23 protein-coding genes are annotated in these 22,399 nt (G+C 45.9%); 15 read left to right on the forward strand and 8 right to left on the reverse strand.

What is annotated here, in order from left to right; all coding sequences use genetic code 11:
* The first annotated feature begins 108 nt into the window (after positions 1-108).
* A complete protein-coding gene (locus KI350_RS14545) occupies positions 109-1,353 on the forward strand; it encodes a PucR family transcriptional regulator (protein ID WP_023855679.1) in 1,245 nt (414 codons plus the stop codon).
* A gap of 37 nt (positions 1,354-1,390) precedes the next feature.
* Here KI350_RS14545 and KI350_RS14550 read toward each other — a convergent pair whose 3' ends face one another.
* Both KI350_RS14550 and KI350_RS14555 read right to left on the reverse strand, forming a co-directional pair.
* A complete protein-coding gene (locus tag KI350_RS14550) occupies positions 1,391-2,236 on the reverse strand; it encodes a TIGR03943 family putative permease subunit (protein WP_145608024.1) in 846 nt (281 codons plus the stop codon).
* A gap of 4 nt (positions 2,237-2,240) precedes the next feature.
* A complete protein-coding gene (locus KI350_RS14555; protein ID WP_049937190.1) occupies positions 2,241-3,152 on the reverse strand; it encodes a permease in 912 nt (303 codons plus the stop codon).
* 179 nt (positions 3,153-3,331) lie between these two features.
* Here KI350_RS14555 and KI350_RS14560 point away from each other — a divergent pair, with 179 nt between their 5' ends.
* The 3 genes from KI350_RS14560 (at position 3,332) to KI350_RS14570 (ending at position 5,135) form a co-directional block, all read left to right on the forward strand.
* Positions 3,332-4,288 (forward strand): acetylxylan esterase, encoded by a 957-nt coding sequence (locus KI350_RS14560; RefSeq protein WP_035337279.1) that lies wholly within the window; start codon positions 3,332-3,334, stop codon positions 4,286-4,288.
* A gap of 86 nt (positions 4,289-4,374) precedes the next feature.
* Positions 4,375-4,803: a MarR family winged helix-turn-helix transcriptional regulator gene (locus tag KI350_RS14565; protein WP_043054046.1), complete on the forward strand. Its 429-nt coding sequence runs from the start codon at positions 4,375-4,377 to the stop codon at positions 4,801-4,803.
* Positions 4,794-5,135, forward strand: a complete 342-nt coding sequence (locus tag KI350_RS14570) for a DUF3147 family protein (protein WP_020450088.1) — start codon at positions 4,794-4,796, stop codon at positions 5,133-5,135. The genes KI350_RS14565 and KI350_RS14570 overlap by 10 nt, the downstream gene beginning before the upstream one ends.
* Before the next feature lie 85 nt (positions 5,136-5,220).
* Here KI350_RS14570 and KI350_RS23070 read toward each other — a convergent pair whose 3' ends face one another.
* The 3 genes from KI350_RS23070 to KI350_RS14585 form a co-directional block, all read right to left on the reverse strand.
* Entirely contained in the window at positions 5,221-5,547 is a 327-nt protein-coding gene (locus KI350_RS23070) for a hypothetical protein (RefSeq protein WP_223254833.1), read from the reverse strand.
* A gap of 533 nt (positions 5,548-6,080) precedes the next feature.
* On the reverse strand, positions 6,081-6,764 hold the full coding sequence (locus KI350_RS14580) for an amino acid ABC transporter permease (RefSeq protein ID WP_020450090.1): 684 nt from the start codon (positions 6,762-6,764) through the stop codon (positions 6,081-6,083).
* Positions 6,765-6,775: 11 nt separating this feature from the next.
* Positions 6,776-7,651 (reverse strand): transporter substrate-binding domain-containing protein, encoded by an 876-nt coding sequence (locus KI350_RS14585; RefSeq protein ID WP_059230708.1) that lies wholly within the window; start codon positions 7,649-7,651, stop codon positions 6,776-6,778.
* A 183-nt stretch (positions 7,652-7,834) separates the two neighbouring features.
* Between KI350_RS14585 and KI350_RS14590 the strand changes: the two genes are divergently transcribed.
* The 3 genes from KI350_RS14590 to KI350_RS14600 all read left to right on the forward strand — a co-directional run bounded on the left by KI350_RS14590 (position 7,835) and on the right by KI350_RS14600 (position 10,713).
* On the forward strand, positions 7,835-8,386 hold the full coding sequence (locus tag KI350_RS14590; RefSeq protein ID WP_039073173.1) for an NAD(P)H-dependent oxidoreductase: 552 nt from the start codon (positions 7,835-7,837) through the stop codon (positions 8,384-8,386).
* Positions 8,387-8,481: 95 nt separating this feature from the next.
* Positions 8,482-9,207, forward strand: a complete 726-nt coding sequence (locus tag KI350_RS14595) for an AAA family ATPase (protein ID WP_020450093.1) — start codon at positions 8,482-8,484, stop codon at positions 9,205-9,207.
* A 69-nt stretch (positions 9,208-9,276) separates the two neighbouring features.
* Positions 9,277-10,713, forward strand: coding sequence for a glycoside hydrolase family 1 protein (locus KI350_RS14600; RefSeq protein ID WP_059230706.1), 1,437 nt, complete (start codon positions 9,277-9,279; stop codon positions 10,711-10,713).
* Positions 10,714-10,752: 39 nt separating this feature from the next.
* On the opposite strand, the gene KI350_RS14605 is transcribed toward KI350_RS14600, so the two are convergent.
* Positions 10,753-11,151 (reverse strand): competence protein ComJ, encoded by a 399-nt coding sequence (locus KI350_RS14605; protein ID WP_059230704.1) that lies wholly within the window; start codon positions 11,149-11,151, stop codon positions 10,753-10,755.
* 17 nt (positions 11,152-11,168) lie between these two features.
* A complete protein-coding gene (locus tag KI350_RS14610) occupies positions 11,169-11,615 on the reverse strand; it encodes a NucA/NucB deoxyribonuclease domain-containing protein (RefSeq protein ID WP_020450096.1) in 447 nt (148 codons plus the stop codon).
* A 302-nt stretch (positions 11,616-11,917) separates the two neighbouring features.
* Between KI350_RS14610 and KI350_RS14615 the strand changes: the two genes are divergently transcribed.
* Positions 11,918-12,088: a hypothetical protein gene (locus tag KI350_RS14615; protein WP_023855671.1), complete on the forward strand. Its 171-nt coding sequence runs from the start codon at positions 11,918-11,920 to the stop codon at positions 12,086-12,088.
* Between the two features lie 5 nt (positions 12,089-12,093).
* The gene (locus tag KI350_RS14620; RefSeq protein ID WP_059230702.1) at positions 12,094-12,897 is read left to right on the forward strand and encodes a serine/threonine protein kinase; all 804 of its coding nucleotides are present in this window, start codon (positions 12,094-12,096) and stop codon (positions 12,895-12,897) included.
* Between the two features lie 323 nt (positions 12,898-13,220).
* On the opposite strand, the gene KI350_RS14625 is transcribed toward KI350_RS14620, so the two are convergent.
* A complete protein-coding gene (locus KI350_RS14625; protein ID WP_059230700.1) occupies positions 13,221-13,961 on the reverse strand; it encodes a ribonuclease YeeF family protein in 741 nt (246 codons plus the stop codon).
* 403 nt (positions 13,962-14,364) lie between these two features.
* Between KI350_RS14625 and KI350_RS14630 the strand changes: the two genes are divergently transcribed.
* Genes KI350_RS14630 through KI350_RS14655 form a run of 6 tightly spaced genes read left to right on the forward strand, consistent with a single transcriptional unit; the run spans position 14,365 to position 22,287 of the window.
* The gene (locus KI350_RS14630; RefSeq protein ID WP_059230698.1) at positions 14,365-16,419 is read left to right on the forward strand and encodes a hydantoinase/oxoprolinase family protein; all 2,055 of its coding nucleotides are present in this window, start codon (positions 14,365-14,367) and stop codon (positions 16,417-16,419) included.
* A gap of 2 nt (positions 16,420-16,421) precedes the next feature.
* Positions 16,422-18,416 (forward strand): hydantoinase B/oxoprolinase family protein, encoded by a 1,995-nt coding sequence (locus KI350_RS14635; protein ID WP_059230696.1) that lies wholly within the window; start codon positions 16,422-16,424, stop codon positions 18,414-18,416.
* Positions 18,413-19,501 (forward strand): ABC transporter substrate-binding protein, encoded by a 1,089-nt coding sequence (locus tag KI350_RS14640; RefSeq protein ID WP_020450101.1) that lies wholly within the window; start codon positions 18,413-18,415, stop codon positions 19,499-19,501. The genes KI350_RS14635 and KI350_RS14640 overlap by 4 nt, the downstream gene beginning before the upstream one ends.
* Before the next feature lie 9 nt (positions 19,502-19,510).
* Positions 19,511-20,629: an ABC transporter ATP-binding protein gene (locus tag KI350_RS14645; protein ID WP_020450102.1), complete on the forward strand. Its 1,119-nt coding sequence runs from the start codon at positions 19,511-19,513 to the stop codon at positions 20,627-20,629.
* Entirely contained in the window at positions 20,616-21,482 is an 867-nt protein-coding gene (locus KI350_RS14650; RefSeq protein ID WP_025810784.1) for an ABC transporter permease, read from the forward strand. Before KI350_RS14645 ends, KI350_RS14650 begins: the two co-directional genes overlap by 14 nt.
* Complete coding sequence (locus tag KI350_RS14655) at positions 21,475-22,287, forward strand: ABC transporter permease (RefSeq protein WP_023855666.1); 813 nt, start codon at positions 21,475-21,477, stop codon at positions 22,285-22,287. Before KI350_RS14650 ends, KI350_RS14655 begins: the two co-directional genes overlap by 8 nt.
* Positions 22,288-22,399: the final 112 nt, after the last annotated feature.

Consider the following 22,399-nt stretch of genomic DNA (forward strand, 5'->3'; position numbering starts at 1 on the left):
CCCCTTCTAACAGGGGATTGATCCCATTTTTTTAAAAGTCGCATATAAGTCTATACAAGAGTGTAAAGGAGAAGTATGATTAAGTTAAAAACGAGTAGGAGAAAGGATATGGAAGAGCTATTAGAACAAGTTGTTTCTCTTTCAAACATTAATGAGATCATTGACTTTATCAGCGGCGAGCTGAAAAAGCCGGTCATACTGGAAAGCGCAGATTTTTTCTTATTAGCTTATAACTCCTATTATATTAACCATTTTGATGCAGCAAACCAGCAAACGATTTTCTCCAAAAAATGTCCGCTGCCGATCTTTGAAAAGTTCGTCGAAGAAGGCATTATTGATCAATTGAAAACGATTCCGACTCCTTTTAGGGTAAAACAGATTGAAGAAATCGGGTTAAACCAGCGGGTTGTCGTCAGCGCCAAGTATAAAGACGAAATTATGGGCTATATCTGGGTGCAGGAGATTGAAGACGACCTGTCTGATGAAGAGCTTGATTTCTTATACAAAGCATCCTTTCATGTCGGGAAGATCATTTATAAGAAAAAACGCCTCAAACAAGAAAAAGAAGAACAGGCGGAAGAGCTTTACAAAAAGGCAATTAACGATCAGTTTCAAACGGAAAAAGAGCTGAAAGCCGCCGCCGATAAGGCGAGCGTTGTCCTGCCGGCCGTGTTTACCGTCATGGTGCTTCAAGTCGTTGACGGGGAGGATGAACTGCTCGAGGATCTGAAGGAAACGATCCGGTCTTATTTAAACCTGAAAGATAATATCAGTCACGTATTGGAGGATCATTCGAATATCGCCATCATTGTCGGCAGTGTGTCGCGCAAGCGTTCCGCGCTGGCTGCGGCCTCAGAACTGATCAACCGTCTGTTGACCCATTTGCGCTCGCAAATGCTGCCTCTTATTTTAATCGGGGTCGGCAATGAGTACAGCAGCCCGCTGTCCCTTGGCAGAAGCTACAGAGAGGCGCTCCAAGTGACGAAAGCAGCTGAAATCACGGGAAGCCAGGAACACATTCCCTATGAATACCAAAAGCTCGGGCTTTTCAGGTATCTTGATCAAATCGCCGCAAAAAACGATCATCTGCAATATGTAAACCCGGACCTTCAGCTGCTGAAAGAAAAAGATAAAGAAAGCCACACCGAATTTTTGAGAACGCTTGAAATTTATCTCGTCAACAACTGCAAGGTCAAGCCATCCGCAGAACAGCTGTTTATCCACCAAAACACGCTCAACTACCGTATCAAACAAATATTGGAAATGACATCGATCGATCTCAATGATTTTAATACTAGATGTCAATTGTTTATCGATTTAATGCTGATGAAGAAAGCAGGCTACAAATCGTAAACAGAAAAAGAAAAGCCGGTGCATGAAGTGCCGGCTTTTAATATGTCCGATAAACGTAAGGATCTTTCGGCTCTTTTATAGGAGACCAATCCTTCACCTTCATCACGGGAATCGTAGATTTGAAAGGCTGATAGTATTCGTTAGACAGCGTTCCTTTTACATGGAGCCACTGATCGTCTTTAATATTCGTATGTTCAGGGAATTCGACCAGCATACCGTAGACTCCCGAGTCGGCGATGCAATGAATGATTCCGAAGCGGAGAACAAACAGCTGTTTATCATCGATCGCTTCCCCTTTAAAGGCAAAACCGTCGAATTCGATCGTTCGGTCAAGGAATTCTCCCGGATATTGATAGATCGTTTCCATGCCCTTCAAAAAATCATCGTCTTTTAATGAAATATGCTGTTTTCCTTTATAATTTTTCAGCGCTTTATTCATCAATTCATCGTACCCTTCCTCGCCGTAGTAGATGCTTGTATCAGGGCGCAGGTACTGGGTTTGGGCATAATGCTCCGGCTGTTCGATCGCTTTGAACGAGAAGCCCTTCGACTTGACGATATTGGAATCAAGCGACGCTGCCGGCAGAAAAAGTCCGGTGCATAAAGGGAAGATGAACACGAAATAAATGAACATCCTTTTCAGAAAAGGCTTATCTTTTTCATGATCGTGATCATGGCCGCATCCGCAGTCGCGGTCACATCCTTTTTCGTCTGAGCCTTTCATATAAATGTAGAATTGCACCGCTGTCAAAATGGCCAGAAGAAAAATAGCGATGTATGAAAGGTAAGCATATTTCATATTAATATATTTTGTCAGATTGCCGGATGCATGAAGATGAAAAAAGAAAAACGTAAACAACATTAAAATGAATATGCGAAACATGTTCTCACCCCTTTACCAACAGTGATCCGGCTAAGACAATAACGGCGATGTAGGCGACTAAGACAAACACAAAACGTTTTTTAAAGATGCCGAGCATCATCAGCAGATTTTTAATGTCCACCATCGCTCCGAATACAAGAAAGGCGATAAGTGAGCCGAGTGAAAACGTGCTGCTGAAAGAAGAAGCAATAAAAGCGTCGACCTCTGAACAAAGGGACAGCACAAATGACAACCCCATCATAACAAGGGATGAAGACACATCATTCTGCCCGATCGCCAAAAGGGTAGATGTTTTAATATACGTCTGCATTGCCGCTGCGACAAATGCGCCGATGATCAAATATTTTCCGACTGAGAAAAACTCGTCAACTGCATGGCGGAGCGTCCCGCCGAGCTTTTGCAGGAAAGACTGGTTCGCATGGGTATGGTGGTGATGGCCGCGTGTCCCGTTCTCGATCAGCTGATTCCCTTTAAATTGATAAGAGATGATCAGCCCGACAATGAGAGACACCGCAATCGCCAATCCGCCGCGATAGAACACAACATCCCATTTGTTCCCGAAAGCGATGAATGTCGAGAATAACACAATCGGATTGATGATCGGGGCCGTCAGCATGAAGGCGACCGCTGCGTGAAGCGGTACGCCCTTTAAAAGCAGCCTGCGGGCAATCGGAACGATGCCGCACTCGCAAGCCGGAAACAATACCCCGGCAAATGTCCCTGACAAAACGGCGAGAAATCGGTTTTGCGGGATGATTTTCGCCATCATCTCCTCCGTCACAAACATTTGAATCAAACCTGATATAAAAACCCCGATCAAAACGAACGGAATCGCTTCTATTAATATACTGATAAATATTGAGTTCAGCTGCAGAAAGGATTGTGAAGCCACAAAAAAACCTCCGCGCAAATGCATATTTTTAGTTTCAATCTAGCATTATAACATAAATTGAAAAAGCGGTTTTGTGCGGCGGGGTCAGATAATGGGAGGAGCAGAAGTGACAGAATCAATACATATAAAATCCATACACAGCCTTGAAGGGGAATGTTATGATAAGAATATTCAAAAAATGAAAAGAAGAGGGGAAAGACAAGATGCAGCAGCCTTATGATATGCCGCTAGAACAGCTTTACCAGTATAAACCGGAACGGACGGCACCGGCTGATTTTGAAGAGTTCTGGAAGGGTTCATTGGAGGAATTGTCAAATATAAAAGCGGAGCCTGAGCTTGAACCGCATGAATATCCGGCTGACGGGGTAAAAGTCTACTGGCTTACATACAGAAGCACCGGGGGAGCGCGAATCAAAGGCTGGTATGCAGTACCCGACCGCCAAGGGCCGCATCCTGCGATCGTCAAATATCACGGCTATAACGCCAGCTATGACGGAGACATTCATGATATTGTCAATTGGGCTCTTCACGGTTATGCGGCATTCGGTATGCTGGTCCGCGGGCAGAGCAGCAGTGAAGATACAGAGACCTCTCAACACGGACATGTACCCGGCTGGATGACAAAAGGAATCCTCGATCCGAAAACATATTACTACAGAGGGGTCTATTTAGATGCCGTACGAGCAGTCGAAGTGGTCAGCGGTTTTGCTGAAGTCGATGAAAAGCGGATCGGAGTGATCGGGGCAAGCCAAGGAGGCGGGCTGGCTGTCGCGGTTTCGGCGCTGTCCGATATTCCAAAAGCAGCCGTGTCCGAATACCCTTATTTAAGCAATTTTCAACGAGCGATCGATATAGCGATCGACCAGCCTTATCTCGAAATCAACTCCTTTTTCAGAAGAAACACCAGCCCGAATATTGAACAGGCGGCTATGCGGACCCTGTCTTATTTTGATATCATGAACCTTGCCCAAGCGGTCAAAGCGCCCGTTCTCATGTCGATCGGACTGGTTGACACCATCACACCGCCATCCACCGTCTTTGCGGCTTACAATCACTTGAAAACGGATAAAGAAATAAAAGTGTACCGCTATTTTGGACACGAATACATCCCGCCGTTCCAAACCGAAAAGCTGGCGTTTTTGAGAAAGCACCTGAAATGAATAAAAGCGAACACCCGGTAAAGCCGGGTTTTTTTATGTCTTGATTTAAGAATATATCGTATTATAAGATATAATTAGAGAGGGTGATGAAAGTGAATACGGAGAAAATCATAGAAATGATGAATCAGGACTGGACGGATATTTACTACCATCTGCACACAAAGCATGATGATCATTTGTCTCACCACGCGGTTCGAATGCTTCAGCATATCGAAAAAAACCGCTTGGTGACCATTGGTCATTTAGCAAAATTATTGGATGTCTCTCATAATACGGCATCAGAACATGTGAAAAGACTGATACAAAAAGGACTTGTACAGAAAAACCGGGACAGCAGCGATGAACGCAAAGTCTACGTCACGTTAACGCCTGAAGGTGAAGAAGCAGTGAAACGGCATACGAGACTTCATCCGAAAAAACTGCAAAAGGTGTTGGAGCAATTAAATGAAGAAGAAGTCGAAATGATTAAAACAGCATTTTCCTTGTTGAGCCGGGAGGCAAAATCATGTTTTTAATAGTGAAAATCGGGGTTTCTGCAATATTGATCGCCATTATAACCGAAATTGCACGAAAATCGCCTGAAATGGGTGGAATGATTGCGGCATTGCCTCTTGTCAGTCTGCTGAGTTTATTTTGGCTTAGTGTACAAGGGGAATCTTTAAAGCATTTAAGCCAATTCGCGAAAGGCGTGCTATGGGGGTTTCCCGCCACGGCGGTTCTCCTTTTGATCGTGGTTTTGAGTTTAAAAGCATCATTTCCGGTTGTCATTTCTGTTGTGTTTGGAGTATGCGGATGGGGCGGGTGTTTAATGCTGCAAAAGGCTCTCATCCATGCGATATTCGGGTGAAGTGGAATGGAATAAGAAGCCGCTTGTGCGGCAGCACAAGCGGCTGAAACGATCAGGGAGCGGCATCCCCCCCTGTATGAGACTGTCACGTATAAAGCTTGGAGTAATAAATCATCCTCGCCGGAAAAGGAACGTCTCTGTATGGCCCCTCGGGCGGGATGGATGTCGACAGAAATCGGAAATAATGGCTCCCGAGTATTTTTAAGTTTATCGGATAAGTCTGGACGGTTTCAGGAGCGAGTTCATAGGAGAATGCTTGAGCTTTAGATTGACTGACCATGAACTTTTGATATTCCCCGTTTTCAAAGCAATATAAACAGCCCTTTAAACGATGCGCTTCCTGGTTGACCAAAGAGATATACAGATCTTCTCGGCCGTTTTTTTCAACCGGGTTTCCTGCTTTGTCAGACAAGTAAATCAATCTTGTTTGAGATGGGCTGCCGCTGTTCATTTGACAGTTAACAGGTTCAATGCAAGCAGGATGAGTCGAGAGCCGGTCAGAATGCGGGGCATGTGAAATCAATTCAAAATAGTAGGGTGCTACATCGTCGGCATCCCGATTCCATTTGCAATCGTGCTCTGCCTTTGGGTCGAACCTGAAGGACTGGGTGATGATATAAACGATGTGTCTGCCCGCAGGAACATGCTGGAACCTGATTTTGATTTCCTTGGACGAATGAGCGGGAACGATGGATGGAAAGGTTTGCGAGGGCCGGTCATTTCCTTCAAAGAAAACGGATATATGGATGCGGTCTTCGGCATTCGTATGGTTGCAGCAGACGTATGATGCTTGGAAATGGCCTGATGGATCGGTTTGATAGCTTAATTTGTTTCTGTCGATCGTATAAAGGTGATCTGCGTGAAAATAAGTCGATCTGAGGATATGGATAATACCGCCTCCGTTTCACAGTATGGAAAGCCGCCGGAGCACCCGGCAGCTTCTTGCTATTTTTTGATATAAACCTCTGTCCGCTTCTCCAGGAAATCCTGGAGCAAAGCGATCGCCGAGCAAACGGCCCAGTAAATCAAGGCAACTAAAATATACATCGTCATATAGTCGAACTCCCGTCCGCCTACGATTTTTGCCTGTTGAAACAATTCAGGCACGGTGATCATGGCGGCGAGGGAAGACGCTTTAACGAGATCAAGCATTACGTTTGCAAGAGGAGGGAGTGCAATTCTAACCGATTGAGGGACAATCACGTGGCACATCGTCTGCCAGTAGGAAAAGCCGATCGATTTTGCAGCGTCCCACTGCCCTCTGTCAACGGACGACAGGGCCGAGCGGATAATCTCGGCAATGTATGCGGCGCTGTTCATGCTGAAGCCGATTAAGGCAGCAGTCAAAGCCGTAAATTGGATTCCGATATAAGGAAAACCAAAATAAAGAATAAATAGAATGACAAGGATCGGAACGCCTCTCATAAACGAAATATAGATTCTTGCCGGCCAACGAAGCAAAGAGATCTCCGACATGCGCCCAAGCGCGATGAAAAAACCGAGAATTAAACCGGCAAACATGCTCGCGAATGAAATAAAAAGCGTATTCCATATGCCTTGCATCACATAAGGAAACGATTTCGCAGCCAATTCTGCATTAAAAATATACTCCCATTGAATAGAGCCCAATTGACATCCCTCTATTTATTCACATCGACATCGACAAAGTCGATATCCTGCTTTTTCGAAACATCGGCACCGCCGAAAAACTTTTTCGAAATCTTTTTAATTGTGCCGTCCTTCAGCATTTCGTCAATTGTTTTGTCGAATTGTTTTTTTAGTTCTGCGTTTCCTTTTTTCATGATCATGCCTTGCTGATGCGGATAGTATTTAAGATCGGGATGAATAGTCAGATCCAGATCAGGCATTGCGGCGAGCGCGAGTTTTTGAAGGTAGTAGTCGTTTAAGATGACATCGGTTCTTCCATTCGCTACATCCTTTAAAAATTGGTCATTTGTTGCGTTGTCGTAAATGACTTCCTCAGCTCCGTATTGGCGCGCGATATCCATGTAAACTGTCGTAGCTGCGCCAGCGGCTTTCTTTCCCTTTAAGTCCTCAAGCGTGTGGATGCCTGATAGATCTTTTTTGCGGACGATAGCCGTTCCGAATGAATATTTATAAGGCGTAGAGAACAAAAACTTCTCTTTGCGGTCGTCGGTCATTGTAATATCGTTGGCAGCAGCGTCCACTTGTCCGCTCCCCACCGCCGTCAGCATGCCGTCAAAGCCCATTTCTTTAAATTCGACATCCAGGTCGAGCCGTTTAGCCGCTTCACGGATGACTTCCACTTCGTAGCCGGTCAGCTTGTCTTTGCCGGAATCAGTGTCATGATATGAAGTAGGATAAAGGGTTCCCGAAGTCGCCACAACGATCTTCCCTTTTTCCTTTATCTCATCCCAGGCTGTTTTTTGATTGTCAGCCTTATTTTGAGTAGTGCTGCATGCAGCTGTTATAAGAGCGAGCGCTAACAGTGTTATCAACAATGTAATGCGCTTATACGTATGCAATTTATTCACTTAAAAAATCCTCCTATTCCTTTAGTCAAGTAAACCATAGCACTGAAGTAGGGATTAGGCAATAAGATAATTAGTATTGGGAAAAAATAAAATAATTGATTGTGCAACCTGCTTTACTTTTTAAGGTGAAAGATGGAATCATAAAGATATTGGTAAATTGAAACACAAGGAGGATAAGAAAAGATGAAAAATATTTTAATCATCAACGGACATGAAGCCTATCCCCATGCAAGAGGACAGCTTAATCACACTATTTTTACAGCGATGGCGGACAAGCTGGGTGAAAAATATGAAGTAAAAAAAACAGTGGTGGCAGACGGCTATCAAATCCCGGAGGAGCACGAGAAATTCAAGTGGGCTGATGCTGTTATTTATCAGACGCCTGTTTACTGGTTCAGTGTTCCTGCTTTATTTAAAAAATATATTGATGAAATTTATGAGTACGGGCTTTTTTATCAAGGGTCTGAAGACTACGGCAGAGGCGGGCTGTTTACAGACAAAAAGTATATGTTTTCAACCACATGGAACGCGCCCAAGGATGTATTCTCCAAAGAGGGGACATTCTTCGAAGGTAAAAGTCTTGATGAAGCGCTCTTTCATTTGCACAAAATGCAGGAATTCGTCGGCATGAAGCCTTTAAAAACATTCTCTGTCCATGATGTCATCAGCAATCCGCAAGTAGATCAATATTTAGCTGATTTGGACGCCCATTTAAAAGAAGTATTTTCGATTTAAGTCAAGAGGTTTGTGCTCAGGCGCAAACCTCTTTTTTCGTTATCCGCTAAGAAAACGTGATACAGTTGAGTAAAAGCAAAGCAGGGGGTGCTCGCATGTTTTTAAAAAAGCTGACTTTACTTCGGGAAAAAGTTCCTTCTTATGCAAAATATCCTTTTTCAATTCCTGCTATTCAACATTTAAAAGAACTGACGTTTCAAAAAAACGTAACATTTTTTGTGGGGGAAAACGGATCAGGCAAATCGACGCTGCTTGAAGCAATCGCAGATAAATGCGAATTTAACACGGCTGGCGGGGGAAGAAATAATACATATGAAGTGTACGGTTCCGGTTCGGATTTGGGAGACTATATCAGATTGTCATGGCTTCCTAAAGTAACAAACGGCTTTTTTCTGCGCGCCGAATCTTTTTATCATTTTGCCACTCATATTGATGAAGTAGACATCACCGGTTTTCGAGGCTACGGAGGCAGATCTCTTCACGAGCAATCACACGGTGAATCTTTTTTATCGCTTTTCAAACATCGTTTTAAAGAGAAGGGAATCTATCTTCTCGATGAGCCTGAAGCTGCTTTGTCCCCGGCAAGACAGCTGGCATTTTTGAAAATTCTTCATGATTTGACGAAATCAAACCAAGCTCAGTTTATTATCGCCTCTCACTCCCCCATTTTATTAGGGTATCCGGAAGCCGACATCTTCAGTTTTGATGGTGAACAAATCACTGAAGTGAACTATGAGGATACGGATCATTACACCTTAACCAAGTATTTTCTTCAGCACCGGGAAAAGCTTCTGGCGGAGCTGTTTTTAGATGATGTTTGATCTGAAACGCGTTTCATAGGATATGATAAAGTGCATCCGGATCAAAATACGAAACAGGAGTTGAGCCATATGATTCATCAGCAATTACGCCCATTTCCAAACCATTTCCTATGGGGATCAGCTTCAGCAGCCTATCAGATCGAAGGAGCCTGGAAGGAAGACGGCAAAGGCCTCTCGGTTTGGGATGTGTTCACAAAGATTCCCGGCAAAACGTTTAAAGGAAGCAATGGAGACATTGCGGTCGACCATTACCACCGTTTTAAAGAAGATGTTGCTTTAATGGCCGAGATGGGGTTAAAAGCATACCGTTTTTCAGTCAGCTGGCCGAGGATTTTTCCCCAAGGCAGGGGAGAAGTCAATGAAGCGGGCTTGAGATTTTACGATGACTTGATTAATGAGCTCCTTGCTCATGATATTGAACCCGTTTTGACGCTTTATCATTGGGATCTTCCCCAGGCTTTAATGGATGAATACGGCGGCTTTGAATCCAGAAGGATTATAGAGGATTTCAATACGTATTGCGTTACGCTCTATAAGCGGTATGGGGACAGGGTCAAATATTGGGTGTCTCTTAACGAGCAAAATTACAATTTTAATCATGCCTTTATCACAGCGATGCATCCTCCGGGTGTGAAGGACAGGAAACGCTTCTATGAGGCTAACCATATTGCATTTCTGGCGAATGCAAAGGCAATCGATTCTTTTCGCCGGTATGTTCCCGATGGAAAAATCGGACCGAGTTTTGCTTATTCGCCTGCATATCCGCTCTCCAGCCGTTCGGATGATATCCTCGCTTTCGAAAATGCTGAGGAATTTACAAATTATTGGTGGCTTGATGTGTATTGCCGGGGAACATATCCGGGCATTCCTTTGAAATATCTGAAGGAAAAAGGCTGGGCGCCGACAATTGAGGAGGGGGATATGGAGCTTTTAGCAAAAGGAAAACCTGATTTCGTCGGTGTGAATTATTATCAAACCATCACATATGAAATGAATCCTCTAGACGGAGTAGCGGAAGGAAAGATGAATACGACCGGCCAAAAGGGCAGCAACCAGGAAACAGGTATGCCCGGTTTATACAAAACAAAGAGGAATCCTCATCTTGAGACATCGAATTGGGATTGGGCCATTGACCCGATCGGTCTAAGAATCGGGCTTCGCAGGATTTCCAGCCGCTACGGGCTTCCGCTTTTCATAACGGAAAACGGGCTTGGGGAATTCGATAAGGTTGAAAATGACGGCACAATTCATGATGATTACAGAATTGCCTACTTGCGTGCGCATCTTGAACAGTGCAGACAGGCTTTAAACGACGGAGTCGATTTAATCGGCTACTGCAGCTGGTCTTTTACAGATTTATTGAGCTGGCTGAACGGCTACCAGAAGAGATACGGTTTCGTTTATATTAATCGTGATGAAGAGAATGTAAAGGACTTGAAGAGGATTAAAAAAGACAGCTTTTACTGGTACCAAAATGTCATTCAGACAAACGGGGAAGAGCTTTAGGAGAAGGGCGCCGGTGACACCGGCGCCTTTATTCTTTGATCAGGCCTGTTTAAAATCGAGAATATAGGTGATCTTCGCAGTGCTGCTTTTATCAGGCATAATCGTATAGCATGTCAGCTGATAGACGCCTTGCGGGATGTCGCATGACAATTTCTTGGATAGGACGCTTGCAATTTCGACCCCGCCATGAAGCACGTCGAAAGAAACGGTGACGCGCCTGTTAAAGGAGGGAACCTGTTCCTGGACATTCAAACGAACTTCTACTAATGATGCCGTATTATCGAGAGCTTCAAACGAGACCGCGTGTTCTCCCGCTGTGTAGCCTCTTTTAATATCCTCGTCTGTCCAATCCATAACGGGCGGCTTTCCGCCTTTTTGATAAACGGTAAACTGATGGTATGACATCGTCATTTCTTCTGCTTCCCACTTTTTGATCAAAGAACGTACCTCCAGTGTTATTTAATCTTGAAAAGTATTTTCGTGCCGTCCGGATAATCGCTTACCTGATTGCCCACCCAAGATCCTGCTCCACGGTTATCAGAAGGACTGATATACTCGACGGAAGCACCTGTTCCGCCTTCTTCGCACATGGCCATCGGCCACTCGTCGCGGTCATAGCCCGATTTGGAAGGAACATCTTTTAACGATTCCTTTCGGCGTTCGTCGGCTCCGTCCCTGTCGATCGTACAGATTTTAGAATGCCCTTTCTTGATGGCCTTTCGAATGTGCGCGCCTGTTTCAGGATAGCGGTCCGACGGGAAAATCAGCACTTCATCATAGTCTGAGCCGTTTTGCCGGCCTGAAGGCTGGTGTTCTGAAGTGAAAAAATCGCCGGATATAATGCCGATGATCACGACGGCGACGGCGAGCAAGGTGATCAGCAAAGATTTAATTTTGTCCATTCGTGTTGTCCTGCTTTCTTATAAGTTGAATCACTCAGCCGCAGCGGGCCGGAAGTAAATACAACTTTATTATCGTAAAAATAATTTGAGAAATAAAGGGGAGATTAATAGGTTTTTCCTCCTGAAAAGCTGAATTTTAGTCTATCATATCGCCTTTTTTTAAAATTTTGCCGGTTCGTTTAGAAGGTTTTAGAGGTTCAAAATTTAAATTTCTCATATGAAAGAAAAACTTTCGAGCCCCCTTTATCAAGCTTTCCTGCGCGAATGATATGAAATACAAGACAGAAAAGGAGCTGACTGAGTTGCTTCGTAAGCTATTGAAGGCACTTCAAAACGGTAAAAACCGACGATACAGCAGCAGTGACTACGGACGGAAATCATACAAAAAATACAGCAGCAGCGATTATAAAAGAAAAGGGTACGGTCATCACCATTACAAAAGAAAGCATAAGAAATTTTTCGGCAGCAGCTAAATCGCGTGAAAACATTGATGAGATGGCTGTTTGACCGCCCGCTCAAAAAAGGAACCGTCTTGGAGGGGAGATATCGAATCAACCGTGTGCTCGGGATGGGCAGCTACGGTATCACATATCTTGCCGAAGAACTTGGGAGAGCTGGTTTCCGCGTCATCAAGCAGCAGAGAAAGACAAAAGCATGGACATCAGCCGGCCGGAGGTCTTTCAACCGCGAGGCTGAAATTTTGCGGGAATTAGATCTGCCTGTCGCGCCCCGTATATATGAGGTGCTTCATGCGGCCGGCGAGCGGTTTATCGTAATGGAATATATCGAAGGAAAAACCTTTGAAGATTTGCTCTTTTATGATGGACATGTCTTTGATGAACAGCAAACGATCAGCATATTGAAGGAAGTGCTTCACAGCGTTTCATTTCTTCACAGGAGAGGGATTATTCACCGCGATTTGAGGATTCCCAATTTGATTGTGAGCGGAGGAACGATCCGCATTATAGATTTCGGACTAGCATGCCATCTGACTGAAAGAGAACGTGTTGATGACCGGCACCCGGAAAAAAGGCTGATGCGTGCTGTTTCCGTCAAAAGTGACTTTTATGCGCTGGGACATTTCGCATTGTTTCTCCTGTACTCCGAGTTTACTCCGTCCGGCGAGGAAGAAAAAAGCTGGGAAGAAGAACTCTGCCTATCGTCCGGGTTTACATCCGTTCTGAGGAAGATGTTGCAAATTGATCAGCCGTATGAGCGTGCAGAAGATATTATCGGCGACTTGACTTCCTGTACGGCGAAAAAGATGAAGCAGCCGTTTTAACGACAGCCCAGCGTGTCGACAAACCCTCGCAGTCGTTGTCAGGCCTGCTAAGTCGGTCTGACGAATAGAAGGAGGATCGGGAGGCTGACGTTCTGAGGGTCACGCTGAAAGGATGACAAAATCCTAAAACTAAAAGTCGTTTTGGGATTTTGTCAACGCGAGAAGATTAATTTTTGTCCCCAATTTCAACTTAAATCGTTTGCTCTTCACTGCATTCCCCTTTTTGTTTCACCAGTAAATACATATCGGTTAAGACGGAGACGTTTTGACAAGATGAACAAAAAACCCCGTTGTGAAAACGGGGTTTTAAACAATTTGAAAGCCTAAAGTTCCTCTGTTTTTTCGGCTTTTTTTGTTTCATACTGTTTTTGTTTATTTGCGATGTAGCTTCTGGCCTCTTGATGCATACGCTGTTTCAGTTTGTAGACTTCGCTGTTTTGATAGATATGTGAATTGTAGTTTAGCGGAGATGCATTTTTCCCTTTTCCTGTTGCGTCGATCAAGGCGGAGTAGTCGGACTGGATCATTTGCTGAATTTGCTCAGAGGCCGAGTATTCTCTTTTGAGCAGCCCGTCAAGATCCTCGACAGCTTTAATCGTGTCTTTTCTGTTTTGGTTTGCAGCATCGAGCTGCTGTTTGATTTCATCGGAAGAGAATGGCTGTAGCGATATTAAATCATCAATCTGTCCTAAAATATTCGACAGTTCTTGTTGCTGTGCAGAGACCATGTTTTGAGAGTGAATGTGGACATTTGCAAGCTCCTGTTCAAGAAATTGAACATCAACGAATGTGTCCTCTGAAAGTCCGGCATTTTCGGCCGCAGCAGATACACCATTCAGAAACTGAATCTGCATATCAGCTAAATCCAGCCAGCCGTCTACGATCCCTGATTGGTCTCTGTAAAACGCTTTAATGGCATCAGCGCCTTTTCCTTGGAACTCATCAAGTTCTGTGACGCTGTTTAACGATTGTTTTAAGCTGACGAGCTGTTCTCTCAAGTTTTTATATTCATCAGATCTTTGCTTCATAGCTGATAATAGGGTTTCCGCTTCGTAGACTTTCATTGGAAATCTGCCCTTCCTGCGACTTATATAGTACAGAGTGTACCACTTTGTCACAGGGGATTGGGCAATAAATCCTGAATATCCATGAAAATGAATCTTTGTGATCAAATTTGTAAGCTCTTTAGGCTTTTTGTCGTGATAGGAGACTTTTGATTTAATAGTTAATTAGTCCCTTTTATGGCGGAGTTGTGTCGTCGGACTGAAGAAAAGCAGACAACTAAAAATGTGAAATACTGTGAACAACACAATTGAAAATGTGATGATATGGTATCTTAAAATTAAATATTAAATAAAAAAGACTCGGAATATTGTAATTAAACATAATTGACTACTTTCTCATGCTTGATTAGTATAATAGTAAAATATTTTTAAAAAAGGATATTTTTAAAAGGGGGGATCGGGATTGAATGAAGAAGGTTACCGGCTTGGAATTGATATTGGAGGAACTTTTACCGATCTTACATTGTTAAACCAGGCGGACGGGAGCATGACCGCAGTTAAAACGCCGACCGTTCCCGAAGATCCGGCCCAAGGGATCATCAACGGTTTGGCTCTCTTGAAGACCCAGGGTGTTCACCCTTCAGAAATTCATAACTTCGTACACGGCATGACAATCGGTTTGAACACATTATTACAACGCAAAGGGGCTGATATTGCTTTATTCGTAACCGAAGGTTTCCGTGATATTCTTTCGCTTCAACGCCTCCGGCTTCCGATACCGTACGATTTTAGATCGAGAATGCCGGAGCCCCTTATTCCCCGGAAAAACGTGTTTCCCATTCAAGAAAGAATGCTTTATGACGGCTCTGAAAAGCTGCCGCTCCATAAGGAAGAGATCGATGAGGCGGTTGGACAAGTTTTAAGAAAAGTATTAAAAGGAATCGTTGTTTCTTTTTTGCACAGCTATCGGAATCCGCTTCATGAACGCCAGGCTGCAGAACGGATCAGACAAATAGCACCTGAGCTTGAGGTTGCAACGTCTGCGGAGCTTTGGCCGCAAATGAGGGAATACGAACGGACGGTTATGGCCGTCGCAAACCTATACATCAAACCGAATGTCCATCACTACTTTCGAACGCTGAAAGAGAGGCTCGCCCTGGAAGGAATTTCAGCGCAGCCGTTTATCACCCAGTCTAACGGAGGACTGATGGACATTGAATCGGCTGCCGAGGCACCTGTCAAAACGCTTTTTTCCGGACCGGCAGCAGGGGTCATCGGTGCCATCAGAACGGCGGAAACCGCCGGAGAGGCGAATATCATCACATTTGATGTCGGAGGAACTAGCGCGGATATTTCGATTGTTGAAGAAGGGGAGCCGACTTTTACACAGTCAAATCAAATCTCTGGATTTCCGATTACGATTCCGTCTGTAGCGATGTATTCGATCGGTGCTGGCGGAGGGTCGGTGGCATGGATTGACAGCGGCGGTCTCTTGAAAGTAGGACCGGAGTCAGTTGGATCTGATCCGGGGCCGGCTTGTTACGGAAAAGGAACAAAGGCCGCACTTACAGATGCGTTTCTTATATGTCATTATTTAAATCCAAACCGGTTTGCATCAGGAAATATGAAACTGTACCGGGAAAGATCCGAAAAAGCGCTCCTCCCGGTTGCCGAATATTTAGGCACAGATGTGGAGCAGGCCGCGGATCAGATGATTCAGGTTGCGCTTGCCAATATGTACACGGAACTAAGCAATGTTATGGAGCAAAACGGGTTTGACCCGCGTGAATTCAGCCTCATGGCCTTTGGAGGCGCAGGACCGGTCACTGCTAATTTTTTAGCTGAGGAAATTCAGGCCAAAAATGTGCTGATCCCGCCGCATCCGGGAACCTTGTCCGCTTTGGGCGCACTGACGGCGGATTTTATTTATGATGCTGTATGTTCAAGACAGGTGCTGCTTGAACAAATAAAAACGGCCGAGTTAAAAGCGGAGTTTGTAAGGCTGCAAGAGCAAGCGGAAACATGGCTGCGGAAACAGCAGGCGGAGATGCTGCCGGAAACCTCTCTTCTTTACTTGCTTGATGCCCGTTATAAAGGTCAGGCATACGAAATTGAGCTCCTTGTTTCACCGGAATGCCTGGAAGGCAAAAGCACGAGTGAAATCGCGGACTCCTTTCACCTCTTACATGAAAAGCAATATGGACACAGCGATGAGAAAGCAAGCATTGAGTTGATGAATATACGCGTCCGCATCATAGGCAAGACACCGAAGCCGCCAGGCGGTAAAGGAGGCCGAAGTGATCTGCCCGAGGCTGAACCGGTCAGCCAAAGAAAGATCATCATAAAAGGCGGTACATATCAAACCGCTGTATACCAACGTTCAGATTTAAGTTGCGGTCAGAGAATAAATGGGCCGGCCATTGTTGAGCAAGATGATACAACGACGCTGATTTTGCCAAATTGGAGCGGAAAAACTGATCATGCCGGAAATTTGATCATTGAACGGAAGGAGAGCTGACCATGCGCACAGATCCTGCCCGGCTGGAAATGATGAGAAGCTACTTTAACGCGATAGCCGCGGGAATGGGACACGTTATTGAACGGACGTCCTTTACCACATTTGTAAAAGAGTCAGCTGATTTCGCTACTGCGCTTGCGACGCCGGAAGGGGAGTTTTTCGTTTATCCGAAAACGGTCGGCGTCACGATTTTTTTAGGCCTTTCATTAAAACGGATCATCGAAGAAAGCGGCCCATTTGAACCGGGAGACATTATCCTCACAAATGATCCCTATACAACGGACGGATTAGCGACCCACTTGCCTGATATACATGTAGTGAAGCCGATTTTCATGGAGGGCGAGGTCATCAGTTACGCGTGGTGTTTTGTCCATTGCAGCGATGTCGGCGGCCTTGTTCCGGCAAGCATTTCGCCGACAGCGACAGACATCCATCAGGAAGGCCTGAGGATACCGCCGGTGAGAATTTACAAAGCGGGAAGAGAAAATCGCGATATATTGAATGTGCTGCGGGCAAACAGCAGGGTTCCCGACTTAAATGAAGGGGATATTCATGCGATGGTGGCCGCGGTCAATACGGCGGAGAACCGATTGACAGAGATGGTCGGCAAGTTTGGAAAAGAAGCGGTCCAACAAGGAATGTATGATTTGCTCGAACAAGCAGCTATGAGAGCCGGCCGGGTTATCAGCGGGATTCCGGAAGGCACATACAGTTTTTCAGATTATCTTGATGACGATATGATTTCTGACGTTCCGATCCGCTTGGCTGTTACGGCAAACGTCTCGGGAGGGGAAATCACATTGGACTTTTCAGACTGTGATCCCCAGGTGAAAACCGCATTTAACCTTGTCACTAATGGAAGCAAACATTCATTTCTATTTCAGGGCCTGATCAACTTTATCATAAGTGAAGACCCGTATATTCCGGTTAACGGGGGACTGACAAGGCCGATCAAAGTCATCGCTCCGAAAGGTACACTGGTTCATCCGGAATATCCAGCGGCCGTCGGAATTCGTCATTCGATTACGATGAGACTTTATAATGCCGTACTGGGCGCTTTGGCCAAGGCGCTTCCGAAAGCTGTGCCTGCAGCAGGCGCCGGTCAGTCAGCGATTGTCGTACTGTCGGTTCCCGACGAATCAAAGGGCGGCCGGAAGATGTCCGTGGTCGAACCGATGGGAGGCGGAGGAGGCGGCCAGCATGACATGGACGGAGCAGACGGTATTGACCATGCATCCGGATTTTTGAAAAATACGCCGATTGAAAGCCTTGAACAGCACATTGACATCCATGTCCGCCGCTATGAGCTGATTAAAGATACCGCCGGAGCCGGTTTTCACAGGGGCGGCCATGCAATCGGACTGGAGTTTGAAGCGACGGCGCCAGAATCGATTGTGACCGCAAGAGGGATGGAGAGAATGCGATTTCATCCGTGGGGGCTCGCCGGGGGAACGGCAGGAGAGCTCGGACGGGTGCGTCTTTATCCGGAGCAGCCTCAGGAGAAAACGATTTCGAAGATCGACGTTTTAAAGCTCAACAAAGGGGATGTTATCAGCATTCATTCGCCTGGCGGCGGAGGCTGGGGAGATCCATACAGCCGGGAAGCTGAATCGATTTTGAGGGAAGTTGAATCGGGCTTGCTGAGCCCGGAAGCGGCATACCATCAATACGGCGCGGCTGTAAAAGAAAACGATGCAGGCTCATTCATTATTGATCTGGAAGAAACAGCTGAAATCAGAAAAAAGAAAGCAGGCGAACCTCGGAAACATTGGGATTTCGGGCTTGCTAGAGAAGAATACGAACGGTGCTGGACAGAGGAAGCCAGCAGCACATTGGCCCGGATTCTGCGACAGTTTCCGGCTCATCAAAGATCACATGTTAAACATCTAGTCCACCGTTATTTTTCAAAAGAACATAACGGTTCGATCAGCAAAGGCGATGTTGCGGCCGCTGTGGAAAAACTGGCTGGCAAAAATAACACGGGAATGGTGAGATGACAATGAAAAGTAAAATTTCTGCTTTATTTATTCTGTCTCTTGTAGCGGTGCTCCTTCTTTCGGGCTGCGGCGGAAAAGGTAGTCAGGAAAGCAAACAATCAGATACAGTCGTTATCGGCGTCTATGGAGGCGATTGGGAAAAACATATTAAGCCTAGCCTCGAATCTTTTGAAAAAGAAACAGGGCTGAAGGTCAAAGTCGTCGCAGGGACAGACTCTGAGTGGTTTACAAAGCTCAAAGCTGCAAATGGCAGAAATGCTCCGTATGATCTCTTAATCCTGCAGCCGGATACGATTCACAGGGCACAGTCGGCGGGATTACTGGCGCCGATTGATCAGGAAAAGGTTCCGAATGTCCGCGATCTGTATCATTCCGTTCAGAAACGCTTCACTGATGATGGAAAGCAGTATGCGGCCGGTTTCAGTATGGGGCAGCTCGGAATTGTCTACCGAAAGGACCTTGTACCGCAGGAGCCTAAACGCTGGACGGATCTTTGGAACAGCAGCTATAAAGGTCATGTGGCCATATCATCGCCGGCTTATTCGGCGGGACTTCAGTTTTTTGTAGGATTAATCAATGCCCAGGGCGGCCTGGAGTCAAATGGGAAAGACGTGGATAAAGCGTTCAACAGTTTGACGGATTTAAAGAACAACATAACAGCCTATCCCGATAATCCGGGCTCGATACAAACACTTTTGGAACGCGGGGATGCATGGGTTGTCCCGTTTTGGGACGGACGCGCTTTTTCTTTGCAGGACGCCGGTCTTGACCTGGGATTTGCATATCCCGAGGAAGGTGCCGTCGCAGCAGTTGCAAGCTGGGCTTTGATGAAAGGAAGCCCTAATCAGGATAACGCATACAAGCTGTTAAATCACCTGCTCAGTCCAAAAGTGCAAGGAGATTTTGCCGATAGAACATTTTACGGCATGGCCAATAAAAAAGTGAAATACAGCGATAAATTAAAAGGAAAGATTAAAGTAGGGGAGGACTATTACAGGAATTTAAAATGGGTTGACTATGAAGTCGCGGCAAAAGATCTAGGCGATTGGACAAATCGCTGGAATCAAGTACTTGGCGGAAAATAGGTGACAAACATGAGCGCAATTCAGATTCAGCATGTCAGCCGGCATTTCGGAAACACCATCGCATTGGAAGACGTACAGCTTGAAGTCAAAGAAGGGGAATTTTTCTCTCTCCTCGGTCCGAGCGGCTGCGGAAAGTCAACGCTCCTTCATATCATTGCCGGGTTCCTTGAACCGACGTCAGGGTTTGTATATATAGGAGGAAGAGATGTAACTGATTTGCCGCCATACGACCGACATATTGGAATGGTTTTTCAGGATTATGCTTTATTCCCGCATCTCAGCGTATTTGACAATGTTGCATACGGATTGAAAGTTCGAAAATGGCCCCGCCGCAAGATTGAAGAACGGGTGATGGAAAGCCTCGCCCTTGTCAGGCTTGAAGCGTTTGCTAATCGCATGCCCCGTCAGCTGAGCGGGGGCCAGCAGCAGCGGGTGGCGATTGCCCGGGCATTGGCGATTCAGCCGTCTGTGCTATTGCTAGACGAGCCGCTGAGCAACTTGGATGCGAAACTTCGAAAAGAAATGCAGACGGAGCTGCGCAGCATCCAAAAGCGCGTCGGTATTACAACGATTTTAGTGACGCACGATCAGGAGGAGGCTTTAAGCTTATCAGACAGAATTGGAATCCTCGGCTGCGGCAGGCTTCAGCAGCTCGGCACTCCGTTGGACGTGTACCGCACGCCTGCTAATCAATTTGTCGCCGAATTTATCGGACAGGTCAATTTGCTGAAAGCGCGTGCGTCGAAGATACAGCCTTCATCAGGCGTTTATGGCTATGAAGCGGTCGATTTTGAAATATATGAAGGTGTTCCGCTGACTTTTGAAATCAGCCGGAATCTCTTAAAAAAATCCTCTGTATTGTTCATGGTGCGGCCCGAGAGAATCTCAGTCTCTTTCGAGAAACAGAAGAACAGGCTGATTGAAATGCCTGCAACGATAACGGAAGTCAGTTATGCCGGGCATGCTCTCAGGCTGAAAGCCGCTGTTTTCAAAGGAGAATGGATCATTCAGGCGCCCGATCCTCAATTTCCAAGATTGCCGAAGGCGGGGGATCAAGTGTATCTTTCTTTGGATCCGGACGATTTTGTTCCGCTCGATGTAAAGGAGGATGCAGATGGGTGCTCTTGAACAAAAACGGTTTTATTGGGTTTTGCTTGTTCCCGTCCTTTTATTTCTCGGCGTTTTTCTCGTGTTGCCGCTTGTTCTGCTGCTGTTATTAAGTTTCAGAGACGTGGACGCTATGATGAATACGCTCGATACGTACAGTTTTTCTCAATATGTCGAAGTGTTCTCTTCGGACATTTATTTGAAAACCATCGGTATAACGCTTTGGACGGCGTTGAAGACCACTGTATTATGCCTTGTGATGGCGTATCCGGCAGCATATTTACTCGTTAAGGCGCCGACCGGCAGGCTGCGGGCTTTGTTTTATATATTGCTTGTTTCTCCTTTACTGACCAGTGTTGTCATTCGGACGTTTTCCTGGATTGTGCTGCTTTCGCAAAACGGGATCGTCAATGAGGCGCTTATCAGCTTGAAGCTGATTGAAAAGCCCCTGCCGCTTTTATGGAATATGAACGCCGTCATCATCGCATATGTCCAGGTTATGCTGCCGTTTGCTGTGCTGCCGCTTGCCGGTTCTTTAAGCGAAATGAAACCGGATCTTAAATTTGCTTCGATGAGCCTTGGAGCGGGGAGGCTTCGGACATTTTTTTTCGTGACCTTGCCAATGACGGTTCCAGGATTGCTGACAGGAGCAATGATCGTGTTTTCGCTTTCGGCCGGAAGCTATATTACGCCTCTTCTCGTCGGCGGAAGGATGCAGCCGCTGCTGCCGTTATCAATCTATCAGCAGGTCATGCAAGTCTTTCATCTTCCTCTTGCAGCAGCTATGTCGATTACTTTATTAGCCGTTGTCAGCGTGGTTATTGGAATCCTTGGCTTTTTCCAAAAGCGTTGGGAGGCGAGAATAAATGGGTAGACAATTGCGCCGTTTGTCTGGGGGAAAGTGGATTGATGTGTGCGTTTGGGCGGCGGGTTTATTGGTATACCTTTTTTTGGCGCTGCCTGTATTTGTGATTATACTGTCGGCTTTCAGCCCGGACGAATATCCGAAGTTCCCGCCATCCGGCGTCTCGCTGCGCTGGTTTGCCGGAGTTTTCAGCAGCAGCGGCTGGATGGAATCGATTTGGGTCAGCGGTATGCTGCTTCTCGTTGTAACGCCTCTTGCGGTGATCCTCGGAACAGTTGCAGCCTATGCATTGGCGCGGCTGAACTTTCCTGGAAAACAGGGGATTCAAGCTTTTATTTTATCGCCGTTGATGATTCCTCAAATCGCATTAGGCGTGTCATTTCTCTATTTATTGACAATGCTTGGGGTAAACGGCACATTTGCCGGCCTGGCCGCCGGGCATATGCTGATCAGCCTTCCGTATGTCTTACGGACGGTCGGCGTCAGCATGGCGAACGTGGATCCGAAGCTTGAACTGGCATCCATGAATCTTGGCGCAGGTCCATGGTATACTTTTTTTCATGTTACCTTGCCGCTCATTAAACCGGGAATCATTGCGGGAGCCGTTTTTGCCGCTGTGACGTCATTCGGGGAAGTATCAATCAGTCTGTTTGTTTCTTCACCTGCTGTCACGCCTGTACCGGTGCGCACGTTCAGCTATATTGACCAGACGTTTGATCCGAGTGTTAATGCGATTTCGGTTATTTTTATCACAGTTTCAGTGATCGCGCTGATCATCATCGAGCGGACGATCGGGCTTTCAAAAACCGTGTAGCAGGCGAAACTCAGCCTGCTTTTTTGTATGGAACACCGAAAGTATTTCAAGATACCGTTTAGGAGGAGACAGTTCAGTGATTTTCCGTTCTGCTTCAATGTTTTCGCAAGCT

The sequence above is a fragment of the Bacillus sp. J41TS8 genome, assembly GCF_018333035.1.
Classification (GTDB): domain Bacteria; phylum Bacillota; class Bacilli; order Bacillales; family Bacillaceae; genus Bacillus; species Bacillus paralicheniformis.